General features: G+C 45.7%; 12 protein-coding genes. 10 read left to right on the top strand and 2 right to left on the bottom strand.

Going from position 1 to position 14,572, the window contains the following annotated elements; translation table 11 throughout:
• The 4 genes from GPK88_RS01680 to GPK88_RS01665 all read left to right on the top strand — a co-directional run bounded on the left by GPK88_RS01680 (position 1) and on the right by GPK88_RS01665 (position 4,242).
• Complete coding sequence (locus tag GPK88_RS01680; RefSeq protein WP_118061791.1) at positions 1-1,374, top strand: V-type ATP synthase subunit B; 1,374 nt, start codon at positions 1-3, stop codon at positions 1,372-1,374.
• Between the two features lie 14 nt (positions 1,375-1,388).
• Entirely contained in the window at positions 1,389-2,063 is a 675-nt protein-coding gene (locus tag GPK88_RS01675) for a V-type ATP synthase subunit D (protein WP_021975777.1), read from the top strand.
• Between the two features lie 259 nt (positions 2,064-2,322).
• A complete protein-coding gene (locus GPK88_RS01670) occupies positions 2,323-2,877 on the top strand; it encodes a phosphatase PAP2 family protein (RefSeq protein ID WP_173761978.1) in 555 nt (184 codons plus the stop codon).
• Between the two features lie 174 nt (positions 2,878-3,051).
• A complete protein-coding gene (locus tag GPK88_RS01665; protein WP_173761979.1) occupies positions 3,052-4,242 on the top strand; it encodes a pyridoxal phosphate-dependent aminotransferase in 1,191 nt (396 codons plus the stop codon).
• 169 nt (positions 4,243-4,411) lie between these two features.
• Here GPK88_RS01665 and adhE read toward each other — a convergent pair whose 3' ends face one another.
• On the bottom strand, positions 4,412-7,048 hold the full coding sequence (adhE, locus tag GPK88_RS01660) for a bifunctional acetaldehyde-CoA/alcohol dehydrogenase (RefSeq protein ID WP_173761980.1): 2,637 nt from the start codon (positions 7,046-7,048) through the stop codon (positions 4,412-4,414).
• 823 nt (positions 7,049-7,871) lie between these two features.
• Positions 7,872-9,704 (bottom strand): translational GTPase TypA, encoded by a 1,833-nt coding sequence (typA, locus tag GPK88_RS01655; RefSeq protein WP_173771835.1) that lies wholly within the window; start codon positions 9,702-9,704, stop codon positions 7,872-7,874.
• A gap of 200 nt (positions 9,705-9,904) precedes the next feature.
• On the opposite strand from typA, the gene GPK88_RS01650 reads away from it, so the two are divergent.
• The 6 genes from GPK88_RS01650 (at position 9,905) to hisA (ending at position 14,468) form a co-directional block, all read left to right on the top strand.
• Positions 9,905-10,531: a single-stranded DNA-binding protein gene (locus GPK88_RS01650; protein WP_021975802.1), complete on the top strand. Its 627-nt coding sequence runs from the start codon at positions 9,905-9,907 to the stop codon at positions 10,529-10,531.
• 132 nt (positions 10,532-10,663) lie between these two features.
• The gene (locus GPK88_RS01645) at positions 10,664-11,170 is read left to right on the top strand and encodes a cob(I)yrinic acid a,c-diamide adenosyltransferase (protein WP_021975801.1); all 507 of its coding nucleotides are present in this window, start codon (positions 10,664-10,666) and stop codon (positions 11,168-11,170) included.
• Positions 11,171-11,205: 35 nt separating this feature from the next.
• Entirely contained in the window at positions 11,206-12,102 is an 897-nt protein-coding gene (gene dapA / locus GPK88_RS01640) for a 4-hydroxy-tetrahydrodipicolinate synthase (protein ID WP_173771837.1), read from the top strand.
• Between the two features lie 35 nt (positions 12,103-12,137).
• Positions 12,138-12,893, top strand: a complete 756-nt coding sequence (gene dapB / locus GPK88_RS01635; RefSeq protein WP_173771838.1) for a 4-hydroxy-tetrahydrodipicolinate reductase — start codon at positions 12,138-12,140, stop codon at positions 12,891-12,893.
• A 205-nt stretch (positions 12,894-13,098) separates the two neighbouring features.
• A complete protein-coding gene (locus GPK88_RS01630) occupies positions 13,099-13,569 on the top strand; it encodes a hypothetical protein (RefSeq protein WP_173761983.1) in 471 nt (156 codons plus the stop codon).
• Positions 13,570-13,697: 128 nt separating this feature from the next.
• Positions 13,698-14,468 carry a phosphoribosylformimino-5-aminoimidazole carboxamide ribotide isomerase gene (gene hisA, locus GPK88_RS01625; RefSeq protein ID WP_173771839.1) on the top strand — a complete coding sequence of 257 codons (771 nt, stop codon included), beginning with the start codon at positions 13,698-13,700 and terminating at the stop codon, positions 14,466-14,468.
• The last annotated feature ends 104 nt before the right edge of the window (positions 14,469-14,572 follow it).

Raw genomic sequence — 14,572 nt, 5'->3', positions numbered from 1 at the left:
ATGCCAAAAGAATATAGGACCATACAGGAAGTTGCCGGCCCTTTGATGCTGGTACGAGGCGTTGAAGATGTGGCATTTGACGAGCTGGGTGAGATTGAGCTTGCCGATGGCGAAACAAGAAGATGCCGTGTTCTGGAGATTGACGGAAGCAATGCGCTGGTACAGTTGTTTGAGAGTTCCACAGGTATCAACCTTTCCAACAGTAAAGTACGTTTTCTGGGACGAAGCATGGAGCTTGGTGTATCCGGCGATATGCTGGGCCGTGTCTTTGACGGACTGGGCCGTCCCATTGATGACGGTCCGGAGATCCTTCCGGAAGAGAGAAGAGATATCAATGGCCTGCCGATGAATCCGGCAGCCAGAAGTTATCCGGAGGAGTTTATCCAGACCGGTGTATCCGCTATTGACGGACTGAACACCCTGGTACGTGGGCAGAAACTTCCGATCTTCTCCGCATCCGGTCTTCCTCATGCACAGCTTGCGGCACAGATCGCGAGACAGGCGAAGGTTCGCGGAAAAGACGAGCAGTTCGCCGTTGTATTTGCTGCCATGGGTATCACTTTTGAGGAGTCAAACTTCTTCGTAGAGAGCTTTAAGGAAACTGGGGCTATAGACCGTACTGTTCTTTTTGTAAACCTGGCAAATGACCCGGCTGTTGAGCGTATCGCTACTCCGCGAATGGCACTGACAGCAGCAGAGTATCTTGCCTTCGAAAAAGACATGCACGTTCTTGTAATCCTTACAGATATCACAAACTATGCGGATGCTCTCCGTGAGGTTTCTGCAGCACGTAAAGAGGTTCCGGGCCGTCGTGGATATCCCGGATACATGTATACAGACCTTGCTTCTCTCTACGAGCGTGCAGGCCGTCAGAAAGGAAAAGCAGGAAGTATCACCATGGTTCCGATCCTGACCATGCCTGAGGATGACAAGACCCATCCGATCCCTGACCTTACCGGTTACATCACAGAGGGACAGATCATTCTGAGCCGTGAGCTTTACCGTAAAGGAATCACACCGCCCATTGATGTTCTTCCGTCTCTGTCACGACTGAAAGATAAAGGTATCGGTGAGGGTAAGACAAGAGCAGACCATGCCAACACCATGAACCAGCTGTTTGCCGCATATGCCCGTGGTAAAGAGGCCAAAGAGCTGATGACCATTCTTGGTGAGGCTGCCCTCTCTGACATTGACCTGATCTATGCGAAATTTGCGGATGCTTTTGAGAAGGAATATGTTTCCCAGGGCTATCAGGCAAACCGTGATATCGAGGAAACCCTGGCCATCGGCTGGAAGCTGCTTTCCATTCTTCCGAGAAGCGAGCTGAAACGTATCGATGACAAATTCCTTGACCAGTATTACGGAAAAGTATAAAGGGGGGATGATTTGTGGCATCAACACAGGTGAATCCTACCCGTATGGAGCTTACGAAGCAGAAAAAGAAGCTGGTGACTGCAGTCCGTGGCCATAAGCTTCTGAAGGATAAGCGGGACGAGCTGATGCGACAGTTCCTGGATCTGGTGCGCGAGAACATGGAGCTGCGTAAAAAAGTAGAGGCTGGTATCCGAAGTGCCAACACCAATTTTGTCATTGCAAAAGCCGGAATGTCGGAGGAGACTCTGAACACCGCCCTGATGGCTCCCAAGCAGGAAGTCTATCTGGAAACCGGCAAAAAGAATGTCATGAGTGTGGATATTCCTGTTTTTGAATATAAAACAAGAACACCGGATGCCAACGATATCTATTCCTATGGTTTTGCTTTTACCTCCAGTGATCTGGACGGAGCGGTAAAATCCCTGGCGGATATCCTGCCGGATATGCTCCGCCTGGCAGAAGTGGAAAAAGCCTGTCAGCTGATGGCGTCTGAGATCGAAAAAACAAGGCGTCGTGTAAACGCTCTGGAACATGTCATCATACCGGAAGCACAGGCAAACATCAAATACATCACCATGAAGCTGGATGAGAACGAGAGAAGCACTCAGATCCGACTGATGAAGGTGAAAGATATGATGCTGGAGGAAGCACATCATTACAAGGAGCGGGAAGCTGAGCGCGGTGCGTAAAGCATAAAATACAAAGCGCAGGCATCCTGTAAGAAAAAGAAAAGTTGATATAGAAAGTTTTACGTAACGGGAAGGAGACGCCTCTGTGCTGTGCGATGTTTTGGACAGTGCAGGGGCGTTTTATTTATAAAATATTTAGCTTTCGTTCTCAGAAAATCAAGAGATATACGGTATAATAATCAACAGTAAAGAATGCGCGGCGGAAGACGAGCCCGGGTATTTTATCAGTCTGTCGCAGCAGAAAGAGAAGGGAATACATATGAATACTTTTTTACAGTCAGTACAGAATCTGGACGGAGAAATTCTTCTCCAGATCCAGCAGCATTTAAGAACGGATATGCTGACACCATTAATGAAGTTCGTTACATTTCTGGGAAACGGAGGATGGTTCTGGATCCTCTGTGCAGTTGTGCTTCTTGCCATTCCAAAGACAAGAAAAACAGGTTATGCTGCAGTTTTGTCCCTGATTTTCGGAGTAATTGTTACCAATTTGCTTCTCAAAAACATAGTAGCAAGGCCAAGACCCTTTGCGGAAATCGAAGCCCTGATCCCGCTGATCGCCAAACCGACGGATTTTTCCTTCCCCTCAGGCCACACCACAGCATCCTTTGCCGTTGCCCTGGTAATGCTTCGGATGCTCCCCAAGAAAATCGGAATCCCGGCAGTAGTCCTGGCAGCACTGGTAGCATTTTCAAGATTATATCTTGGTGTCCATTATCCAACAGATGTCCTGGCCGGGTTCGTGGTCGCGCTGGTGGGAAGTTCGCTGGCTGTGTGGGGTGTGAGGACGAAGCTGGGAAATATAAAAAGATAAAATGTGAACAAAGATAATCCCTGGTAATGGCAGTACCTTTCCGGGGATTTTTTTGGTATGGACACTTTAATTTGATAAAGTATTGACACGTCAGACAGAAACGGGGTACAATTATAAACAAGATTGTCAGAAAACAGTGAAAATGATGACGCAGAAATAAGGAGAGAACACGAAATGATATCAGAAAAAATGAAACCCTACGTAAAAAACAATTCTGCCATCCGTATGATGTTTGAGGAAGGAAACCGTCTCCGTGCAAAATACGGTGCAGATAAGGTCTTTGACTTCAGCCTTGGAAATCCGAGTGTACCGGCACCGGACAGTGTTCGTGAAGCAATTATTGAGCTTGTAAACAATACCGATCCGACTGTTCTTCACGGATATATGAGCAATGCAGGTTTTGAGGATGTACGCCAGACGATTGCAGAGTCCTTAAACAGACGTTTCGATACAAAATTTTCTGCAAAAAACCTGATCATGACGGTGGGTGCTGCAAGCGGCCTGAACGTAATTCTGAAGACAGTCCTGAACCCGGGAGAAGAAGTAATCGTTTTTGCACCATATTTCCTGGAATACGGTGCATATGTCCGCAATTATGACGGTGTCCTTGTGGAAATCTCTCCGGATACCACAACTTTCCAGCCAAACCTTGCCGAGTTTGAGCAGAAGATCACGCCGAAGACAAAAGCAGTTATCGTAAACACTCCGCACAATCCGACCGGAGTTGTATATTCAGAAGAAACAATCAGGAAACTTTCCGCAATTCTGGAAGCAAAACAGAAAGAGTTCGGAACCGTGATCTACCTGATCTCCGATGAGCCATACCGTGAGCTGGCTTACGATGGCGTGGAAGTTCCGTACCTGACGAAATATTATGACAATACAGTTGTGGGATATTCTTACAGCAAATCTCTTTCCCTTCCTGGAGAACGTATCGGATATCTGGTAATTCCGGATGAGGCAGACGGAAGTGAAGAGCTGATTTCAGCGGCAACCATCGCAAACCGTACACTTGGATGTGTAAATGCACCGTCCCTGATCCAGAAAGTAGTTGCGAAATGTGTAGATGCAAAGACAGATCTTGCAGCTTATGATAAGAACCGCCAGGCACTTTACAATGGCCTGAAAGAGTGCGGATTTGAGTGCATCAAACCACAGGGTGCATTTTATCTCTTCGTAAAATCTCCGGTTGAAGACGAAAAAGCCTTCTGCGAGGCCGGCAAGAAATATAACATCCTCATGGTACCGGGAAGCTCCTTCGCATGCCCTGGTTACGTGAGACTGGCATACTGCGTATCTTATGATACCATTGTAAATTCTCTTCCGGAGTTTAAGAAACTTGCGGCAGAGTATGGTCTGAAATAAATGAACGAAAATAAACGATAATCACAAAGCGGTTACATAAGAGATCCCCGGTACAGCCTGTTCATACAGAACTGTATCGGGGATCTTTGGTAAGAGGGAAATAAGCAGAGGAACGCAGCTGGGAGTGAATAAACTCCCGGCTGTGTTCCCTTAGAAGGGTGTTCCACATTTATTTGGCTTTTTTCTCTTCTTTCTTTGGCATTTCTCCGTAGTATGCTTTCAGATAGATATCTTTCAGCTCGGATACAAGTGGATATCTCGGGTTAGCGCCGGTGCACTGGTCATTGAAGGCCTGCTCGGACATCTCATCCAGAGTCTCCAGGAAGTATTTCTCATCTACGCCGTAGTCACGGATTGTAGGCATGATCTCGATTGTCTTCATCAGGTCATCCAGTTTAGCAAGAAGTTTTTCGAATACTTCTGCATCGTTCTTGCCTGTAAGACCTACAGAACGGCCGATCTCAGCATAGCGGGCAAGTGTCTTCGGATACTGATACTGTGGGAAGGTACCCATCTTGGTCGGAACCTCAGCGCTGTTGTAACGCATAACATCCAGAAGAACAACTGCGTTTGCGATACCGTGTGGCAGGTGATGGAAAGCACCAAGTTTGTGAGCGAGAGAGTGGTTCACGCCGAGGAATGCATTGGCGAATGCAAGACCTGCCATGCAGGAAGCGTTAGCCATATGATCTCTTGCTTCTACATCGTTGCCATCTTTGTATGCACGTGGCAGATACTCAAATACCAGTTTGATTGCTTTCAGTGCAAGACCATCTGTGTAATCGGAAGCCATCATGGAAACGTAAGCCTCGATGGCATGTGTCATAACGTCGATACCGGAAGCACGGGTCAGTCCCTTCGGTGCGCTCATCATGTTGTTGGTATCTACGATCGCCATATCCGGAAGGAGCTCGTAGTCAGCCAGCGGCCATTTAACGCCGGTATCCTGATCTGTGATGATGGCGAAAGGTGTAACCTCGGAACCTGTACCGGAAGATGTCGGGATTGCTACGAAGTAAGCTTTTTTACCCATCTTCGGGAAGGTGTAAACTCTCTTACGGATATCCAGGAAGTCCATGGACATATCGGAGAAGTCAGCGTCCGGATTCTCATAAAGCATCCACATAACCTTGCCGGCATCCATTGCGGAACCACCACCAAGAGCGATGATGCAGTCAGGCTCAAATGCTGTCATAGCTTTGGCACCTGCTTTTGCGGAAGCGAGAGATGGATCTGGTGCTACATCAGAGAAGCATGTATGAACGATGCCCATCTGATCCAGTTTATCTTCGATTGGTTTGGTGTAACCGTTCTTGTAGAGGAAGGAGTCTGTTACGATGAAGCAGCGTTTCTTGCCCATAACAGTACCGAGCTCATCAAGAGCAACCGGCATACAGCCTTTCTTAAAGTAAACCTTTTCCGGTGTTCTCATCCAGAGCATATTCTCTCTCCTTTCAGCAACAGTCTTGGTATTGAGAAGGTGTTTAACACCAACGTTCTCGGATACGGAGTTACCGCCCCAGGAACCGCAGCCAAGAGTGAGGGATGGAGCAAGTTTGAAGTTGTAAAGGTCACCGATACCACCCTGGGAAGAAGGAGTATTGATAAGGATACGGCAGGTCTTCATAGCTGCCTCGAATTTATCCATCTTCTCTGTCTCATTTACGTTGATGTAGAGGGAAGATGTATGGCCATAGCCGCCGTCTGCAACAAGACGCTCAGCTTTTGCGATAGCATCGTCAAAATTCTTAGCCTTATACATAGCAAGTACAGGGGAAAGTTTCTCATGTGCGAATTCCTCGCTGATATCAACGGACTCAACCTCACCGATGAGGATCTTGGTCTCAGCCGGTACAGTAACGCCTGCCATCTCAGCGATGGTAGCAGCTTTCTGTCCTACGATCTTGGCATTCAGCGCACCGTTGATGAGGATTGTCTTTCTGACTTTCTCGATCTCGTCTTTCTTAAGGAAGTAGCATCCTCTGTAAAGGAACTCTTCTTTTACTTCTTTATAAATGCTCTCCAGAACAGTTACGGACTGCTCGGAAGCGCAGATCATACCATTGTCAAATGTCTTGGAGTGGATAATGGAGTTAACTGCAAGACGGATATCTGCACTGTCATCAATGATGGCAGGTGTATTTCCAGGTCCAACACCAACAGCCGGTTTACCAGAGGAGTAAGCTGCCTTAACCATTCCAGGACCACCAGTTGCAAGGATGATATCAGCGTTCTGCATTACCATGTTGGTAAGATCAAGGCTCGGGATATCGATCCATCCGATGATTCCTTCCGGTGCACCTGCAGCAACAGCAGCTTCCAGAACAACTTTCGCTGCTTCGATCGTAGATTTCTTAGCTCGCGGATGCGGGCTGATGATGATCGCGTTACGTGTTTTCAGGGAAATAAGAGATTTATAGATTGCTGTGGAAGTCGGGTTGGTCGTCGGAATAACTGCGGCAATCAGTCCTACAGGCTCCAGGATCTTCTTGATTCCGTATGCCTTGTCTTCTTCTACAACACCACATGTCTGTGTGTTCTTGTATGCGTTGTAAACATACTCTGCTGCGTAATGGTTCTTGATAACCTTGTCTTCCATGATACCCATGCCTGTTTCCTCAACAGCCATTTTGGCAAGTGGGATACGCATTTTGTCAGCGGCAGTAGCAGCTGCCTTAAAGATCTTGTCAACCTGCTCCTGTGTGTAGGTAGCGAAGATCTTCTGTGCTTCTTTCATTGCAGCCATTTTCGCGGTCAGGGCTTCTGGAGTGTCGATGATGGTAGGGATAGTTTCTTTCTTTGCCATGTGGAATCCTCCTGTTTTCATATGATAATGATCTGTGGTTCTGCGGGCCTGTTTTTTTCGCCGGCAGATGCTGCAGAGTTTTTGTAAGTCCCCGCGCTGCGTTTCTTTGTTGATTCAATCTGATTGAATTTTCTGTTTCAATGATTATATAGTATCAAAATTCAGAAAAAAACGCAAATTCTGAATTTTGCCGCTATGTGCAAAATGACGAACAGAAAATCAGGGGAAAATACTGTAAATTTCACTCCGCAGAACGCTGAATTATTGAAAAATCCTTTCAAAAAAATCTTTAAATTCAGCACTGTGCACAAAAAAACATGTTAAATATTTGTCAACACTGACAAAAAACATGCACACATATGAGGGGCGGGCAAAAGATAAAACGTATCATGCAGTTAAAACATTAACGTTAAACTTTTGTCAATCGATCATGAACACATTATAATTTAACAGATTCCAGACGTCAATAGCGAATATGATAAATAATTAACGAAAATAACGAAGAATTTTGATAAATAATTCACAAAAATATCATATCGCGGTAAAGTGCCAAACCATAAGAAATAAAAAAACTTGGAATTATTTGAGTTTTCAGAATAATTTAGAACAATTTTTTCGCTCAGACCGTGGAGAAAAGGGCAGATAGCTGTCAGAAAACTGCAATCCGGGACAACCAGGAGATTTTTTACATAAAAAAATGCCATACGGGAACGAAAGTCCCATATGGCAGCGAAATAAAACGTGTTAAAGATATATCTGGATTCTTTTCAACTGTGAAACATTGTCAGATTCCAGTAAAAAATCAATAACTGGTCAAAAATGATCAGCTCTTGCGGAATGCAGCACGTTTTCTGTCTCTGGAATCCAGAATACGTTTACGGATACGAAGGCTTGTCGGTGTTACCTCAAGAAGCTCATCCTGGTCTATGAACTCGATGGCCTGCTCAAGACTTAAGATTCTTGGCGGAACAAGCTTCAGTGCGTCATCTGCAGAAGAGGAACGGGTATTGGTGAGGTGTTTGGTCTTGCAGACATTCAGCTCGATATCCTCAGCTTTTCCGTTCTGTCCGATAACCATACCGCTGTAAACCTTCTCACCAGGTCCGACGAAGAGAGTACCACGCTCCTGAGCGGAGAAAAGACCGTAAGTTACAGTCTCGCCTGCCTCGAAAGCGATGAGGGAACCCTGTTTACGGTACGGGAAGTCTCCCTTGTATGGTGCGTATCCGTCAAACATGGTGTTCAGGATACCGGTACCCTTGGTGGAGGTAAGGAATTCGTTACGGAATCCGATCAGTCCACGGGAAGGGATGGAGAACTCAAGACGTACAGTTCCGTCGCTTGCTGTACTCATACCCTGAAGCTCACCTTTACGCTCGCTGAGTTTCTGGATGATAGTACCGGAAAATTCTTCCGGAACGTCAACATATGCGATCTCAATCGGCTCCAGTTTACGTCCGCGCTCGTCTGTGTGATAGAGAACCTCCGGTTTGCTGACTGCAAACTCGTATCCCTCACGGCGCATGTTCTCAATAAGAACGGAAAGGTGAAGCTCACCACGGCCGGAAACCTTGAAGCACTCAGTTGTATCTGTGTCTTCCACACGAAGGCTGACGTCTGTGTTCAGCTCACGGTAGAGACGGTCACGAAGGTGACGGGAAGTGATGTATTTACCTTCCTGTCCTGCAAGAGGGCTGTCGTTTACAAGGAAGTTCATGGAGATTGTAGGCTCGGAAATCTTCTGGAACGGAATGGACTCCGGGTTGTCTCCTGCACAGAGTGTATCACCGATGTGGATATCTGCGATACCGGAGATTGCAACGATGGCTCCGATGGTAGCGCTCTTAACTTCAACCTTGTTCAGACCGTCAAACTCGTAGAGTTTGCTGATCTTTACGCGCTCGTGTTTGTCTGGGTCATGATGGTTCAGAAGCATCAGCTCCTGGTTTACGGAAATGGTTCCGCGCTCAACCTTACCGACACCGATACGGCCTACATACTCATTGTAGTCGATGGTGCTGATAAGAACCTGTGTATCTCCGTCCGGATCTCCCTCCGGAGCAGGAATTGCATCAAGGATGGTTTCAAAAAGCGGAGCCATATTCTCAGGTTTGTCCTCAAGGTTACGAACTGCATAGCCGGCTTTTGCGGAGGCATACAGAAACGGGCAGTCCAGCTGCTCGTCGGATGCATCCAGATCCATGAGAAGTTCCAGAACTTCGTCCACAACTTCTTCCGGACGTGCTTCCGGACGGTCGATCTTGTTGATGCAGACAATAACATGCAGGTTCAGTTCGAGAGCTTTACGAAGTACAAACTTAGTCTGAGGCATGGCACCCTCGAAGGCGTCCACAAGAAGAATAACGCCGTCTACCATCTTCAGCACACGCTCTACCTCGCCGCCGAAGTCCGCATGACCTGGAGTATCGATGATATTGATTTTTACATCCTTATAATGAACTGCGGTGTTTTTGGAGAGAATCGTAATGCCGCGCTCACGCTCAATATCGTTGGAGTCCATGACACGTTCCTGGACTTCCTGGTTCTCACGGAAAACACCGCTCTGTTTCAAAAGCTCGTCAACAAGTGTTGTTTTACCGTGATCGACATGGGCGATAATGGCCACGTTACGAACATCTTCACGCTTGGTCTTCATATAATCCAAATCCTTTCTTTCCATATATAAGTAATCTTTTTGTTAAAAATGATGTCCAAATTTACAGTTTATCACATTTTCGTGAGATTACAAGATATAAAAAAATATTTTTAGTTTTTCATTTTCCAGACATATTATACCCCAAATGCACATACATTGGTATAGACGAAATACACGAAGAGGAAGGAGAGCTACTTATTATGGCAGATAAAATTATTGAAAACAATCAGGTATCGGTTATGGGGCGTATTGCCACCGGATTTACCTTCAGCCATCAGGTTTTTGGAGAAGGGTTTTATATGATGGATATTCTGGTAAAACGTCTCAGCGATTCTGAGGACAGGATTCCGGTGATGGTGTCCGAGCGTCTGATTGATATCACCCAGGACTATGTTGGGGAGTATATTGAAATCCACGGACAGTTCCGGTCCTATAACCGTCATGAGGAAAAGAGAAATAGACTTGTGCTTTCGGTATTTGCCAGGGAAGTGAAATTTGTGGAAGAGGGAGAGGAATCCATACCGGTCAATCAGATTTTTCTGGACGGGTATATCTGCAAACCGCCTGTATACAGAAAAACTCCGCTTGGAAGAGAGATTGCGGATCTTCTGATGGCAGTCAACCGTCCTTACGGAAAATCCGATTACATACCATGTATATGCTGGGGAAGAAATGCCAGATATGCTTCGGCTTTTGAAGTAGGCGGACATGTGCTGATCTGGGGCAGAATTCAGAGCAGGGAATATATGAAACGAATCAGTGAAAATGAGACAGAAAAAAGGATAGCCTATGAAGTTTCGGTGAGCAAATTGGAATATGTTGAGTAACATTGGACAGGTTATGGAATATTGGTGGGAACATTAAGGTAACACTTGCATTTCCAGCCAATCTGCGGTAATATAAGAAAAATTAAAAAAATGGGGAATTACCGGTTTCACTAAACAGTAAGAGGAAGAATCATGGAAAAAGAAATAACAGAGGTTTATTGCGGGAACGGGAAAGGAAAGACGACACTGGCTATCGGCCAGGCTTTGCGCTTTGCCGCGCAGGGAAAAAGTGTGATCATCATACAGTTTCTCAAGGGCAGGGAACGCAGAGAACTGGATTTTCTTGAGGATCTGGATAATCTTGATTTCAAGATTTTCCGTTTCGAAAAAATGGACACCTGCTATAATGACCTGAGTGAGCAGGAAAAGACAGAAGAGAGAACCAATATTCTCAACGGCCTTAATTTTGCACGGAAGGTAATTGCTACCGGAGAGTGTGATTTTCTGCTGCTGGATGAAATCCTCGGGCTTATGGATAAAGGAATCGCTCCAGTTGAGACGATCATCGATATGCTTAAGCAGAAGGATGAAAGTATGCACATAGTTATGACCGGACGCTGGCTTCCGGAAGCACTGAAGCCATATGTGGACAGTGTTACCACAATGACAACAGAGCTGACCGGACAGGAACGGAAATAAGCAACAGTTCACAGAAGAAAGAAGGAGGAAGACAAATGGCAATTTTTAAAGGAACAGGCGTTGCAATCGTAACACCTATGTACGAAGACGGTAAGGTAAATTATGAGAAACTTGAGGAGATCCTTGAGGATCAGATCGCGAACAGCACAGACGCCATCGTTATCTGCGGAACAACAGGAGAATCTTCTACTCTGACACACGGAGAGCACCTTCAGACAATCAAGTTCACAATTGACAAAGTTAACAAACGTGTGCCTGTAATCGCAGGAACAGGTTCCAATTGTACAGAGACAGCAATCATGATGTCCAAGGAAGCAGCTTCCTATGGTGCAGACGCTCTTCTTATTGTAACACCTTATTATAACAAGGCTACACAGAAGGGACTTATCGCTCATTACACAGCAATTGCCAATGCAGTTCCGGAAACTCCGCTCATCATGTACAATGTACCGAGCCGTACAGGCTGCAACATCCAGCCGGCTACAGCAGCTTACCTTGCAAAGAATGTAAAGAACATTGTCGGAATCAAGGAAGCAACCGGAGATCTTTCCCAGATCGCCAAAATGATGTCTTTGGCAGACGGACAGCTTGAGCTTTACTCCGGAAACGATGATCAGGTACTTCCGATTCTTTCTCTTGGCGGACTTGGTGTTATTTCCGTACTTTCCAATGTTGCACCGAAGTTTACACATGACATGGTCATGAAATATTTCGACGGTGATACCAAGGGAGCAACAGAGGATCAGCTGAAAGCTCTTCCGCTGATCAACGCACTGTTCAGCGAAGTAAACCCGATTCCTGTTAAGACAGCTATGAACCTTATGGGAATGAACGTAGGACCGCTTCGTATGCCACTTTGCGAGATGGAAGAAGACACAAAGGCAGCTCTTGCAAAAGAGATCGAGAAATTCGGCCTTAAGCTTGCAAAATAATCAGACTGTAAGCGGAAGGTAAAGGAGAATATACTATGGTAAAAATCATCATGCATGGCTGCAACGGACATATGGGTCAGGTGATCAGTGGCATTGTGGAGAAAGATCCGGATGCAGAGATCGTGGCAGGCATCGACATTGCAGATCAGGGAAAAAACAGCTATCCGGTATTTACCGATATTGATACATGTCAGGTAGAGGCAGACGCGATCATTGATTTCTCCTCTGCAAAAGCAACAGACAAGCTTCTTGAGTACAGTGCCGCACGCCAGATCCCGGTTGTTCTCTGCAGCACAGGCTTAAACGAGGAGCAGCTTGCGAAAGTAGAAGAAACATCCAAAAAGGTTGCAGTGCTGAAATCTGCGAACATGTCTCTTGGTATCAACACACTTCTGAAACTGGTTCAGGACGCTGCCAAGGTTCTTGCAACTGCAGGATTTGACATGGAGATCGTTGAGAAACATCACCGCCTGAAAGTAGACGCACCAAGTGGTACTGCACTTGCACTGGCAGACAGCATTAATGAAGTTATGGATAACAAGTATCATTATGTATATGACCGCAGCCAGAAACGTGAGAAACGTGACGATAAGGAGATCGGAATCTCCGCAGTTCGTGGCGGAACCATCGTAGGTGAGCATGAGATCATTTTTGCAGGTCAGGACGAAGTGATCGAGTTCAAGCATACTGCATATTCCAAGGCTATTTTTGGAAAAGGTGCTGTAGAAGCAGCCAAATTCCTTGCAGGTAAACCGGCAGGACGTTACGATATGAGTGACGTGATCGGCTGATGCTGACAGACTGAGCGGTGTAACAGATAAACCGTAACAGAATAAAATGCAGATAATACAGACGGGTTTCGTGTAAAAGCGGAACCCGTCTTTTTATGCCCACTTTACAGTAAAGAACATTTTATTGAAAATTTTCCCAGAATAGGATAACGGAAAAAGTGTCATATTAGGAATACAGAATTTTTCAGAAAAAGGAGAAGATCATATGAAAAAATGGAAGGCGATTCTTTTTGGCACTATGCTCACTCTGTCTCTGTGTACATTTACAGCCTGTGGTACAGAGGTAAACAATGCGGATGAAACCGTGGACGAAAAAAATAAAGATGAGAAAGATAAGAAAAAAGATACAAACGAAAATACTGCCACAGAAAATGAAATTATGGAAGGCGAAACGGACAATGATGGTGTGATGGATAACGGCGGGGTCATCGAAGATTCTGGTACAGATAACAATGAGATGGCCGGTGGGAATGTCACCGTGACTCCCACAGGGGACGGAAATAATGCAACGACAGCGCCGGGAACAGCGGGTGTCAATGGAACAGAAAACGGAACCGAAAATGATGGAACGGTATCCGGTGAGCTGGGTGACAGCGTGAAGGATCTGGGTGATGGCGTAGGTAATGCAGTGGATGATATCGGCAATGCAGTAGGAAATGCAGTAGAGGGCAGATAGAGTTACTGTTTATTTTGTGGTCAGCAACTGTAAGGTAATCTCGTGTTACAGATATTTTACCACAGCATTGCATAAAACTGTTTCAGATGCTATGATCAGTGCATGGAAAGAAAACGGAGGACAGGATTATGAAATTCAGACCATGCATTGATATACATAACGGAAAAGTAAAACAGATCGTAGGTGGAAGCCTGAAAGATCAGGGTGACCAGGCCGCGGAAAATTTTGTGTCAGAGCAGGATGCGGCATTTTATGCAGAGCTTTATAAGAAGGCCGGTTTAAAAGGTGGCCATGTGATCCTTCTGAATGGAAAAGATTCTCCAAACTATGAAGCGACGAAAGCCCAGGCACTTCTTGCCCTGAAAAAATACCCCGGAGGACTTCAGATCGGAGGCGGGATCTGCCCGGAGAATGCGGCGGAGTATCTGGAGGCTGGTGCCAGCCACGTGATCGTAACTTCCTATGTATTCAAAAACGGAGTGATCTCCTGGGAAAATCTGGATAAAATCCGGAACGCAGCAGGAAAAGAACATCTTGTACTTGATTTAAGCTGCCGCAAAAAAGATGGTAATTATCACATAGTCACAGACCGCTGGCAGAAATTTACAGAAGAGATTGTGACACTGGAACTGATGGAGAAGCTTGGAAGTTACTGCGATGAGTTTCTGGTCCATGCAGTGGATGTGGAAGGAAAGGCTCATGGTGTTGAGAACGAACTTGCGGAACTTCTGGGACAGTACAAAGCTCATCCGGTAACCTATGCAGGCGGTGTCGGTTCTATGGCAGATATTGAGGAACTTCGAAAGGCAGGACAGGGAAGACTGGACGTGACTGTTGGCAGTGCCCTGGATATTTTTGGCGGAAGCATACCATTTGAAGTTCTGGCAGAGATGAAGTAGAATAGTTGCATATTCATGACAAAAAAATCCTTTTGCAGGAATATATTGAATAAATTCAGAAAAAATTTGTGAAATTTTTGAAAAGTGATGTTAAAATTCAACTT

Source organism: Blautia sp. MCC269 (assembly GCF_018785655.1).
GTDB lineage: Bacteria > Bacillota > Clostridia > Lachnospirales > Lachnospiraceae > Blautia_A.
The sequence above is the reverse complement of the archived record's forward strand: the minus strand, read 5'-3'. Positions and strand labels throughout refer to the sequence as shown.

Excerpts from the sequence above, each read along its gene's own strand:
- dapB (WP_173771838.1), top strand. The coding sequence starts at position 12,138 with ATGGTAAAAATCATCATGCATGGCTGCAACGGACATATGGGTCAGGTG.
- GPK88_RS01670 (WP_173761978.1), top strand. The coding sequence starts at position 2,323 with ATGAATACTTTTTTACAGTCAGTACAGAATCTGGACGGAGAAATTCTT.
- GPK88_RS01645 (WP_021975801.1), top strand. The coding sequence starts at position 10,664 with ATGGAAAAAGAAATAACAGAGGTTTATTGCGGGAACGGGAAAGGAAAG.
- GPK88_RS01680 (WP_118061791.1), top strand. The coding sequence starts at position 1 with ATGCCAAAAGAATATAGGACCATACAGGAAGTTGCCGGCCCTTTGATG.
- GPK88_RS01650 (WP_021975802.1), top strand. The coding sequence starts at position 9,905 with ATGGCAGATAAAATTATTGAAAACAATCAGGTATCGGTTATGGGGCGT.
- adhE (WP_173761980.1), bottom strand. The coding sequence starts at position 7,048 with ATGGCAAAGAAAGAAACTATCCCTACCATCATCGACACTCCAGAAGCC.
- hisA (WP_173771839.1), top strand. The coding sequence starts at position 13,698 with ATGAAATTCAGACCATGCATTGATATACATAACGGAAAAGTAAAACAG.
- typA (WP_173771835.1), bottom strand. The coding sequence starts at position 9,704 with ATGAAGACCAAGCGTGAAGATGTTCGTAACGTGGCCATTATCGCCCAT.
- GPK88_RS01665 (WP_173761979.1), top strand. The coding sequence starts at position 3,052 with ATGATATCAGAAAAAATGAAACCCTACGTAAAAAACAATTCTGCCATC.
- GPK88_RS01630 (WP_173761983.1), top strand. The coding sequence starts at position 13,099 with ATGAAAAAATGGAAGGCGATTCTTTTTGGCACTATGCTCACTCTGTCT.
- dapA (WP_173771837.1), top strand. The coding sequence starts at position 11,206 with ATGGCAATTTTTAAAGGAACAGGCGTTGCAATCGTAACACCTATGTAC.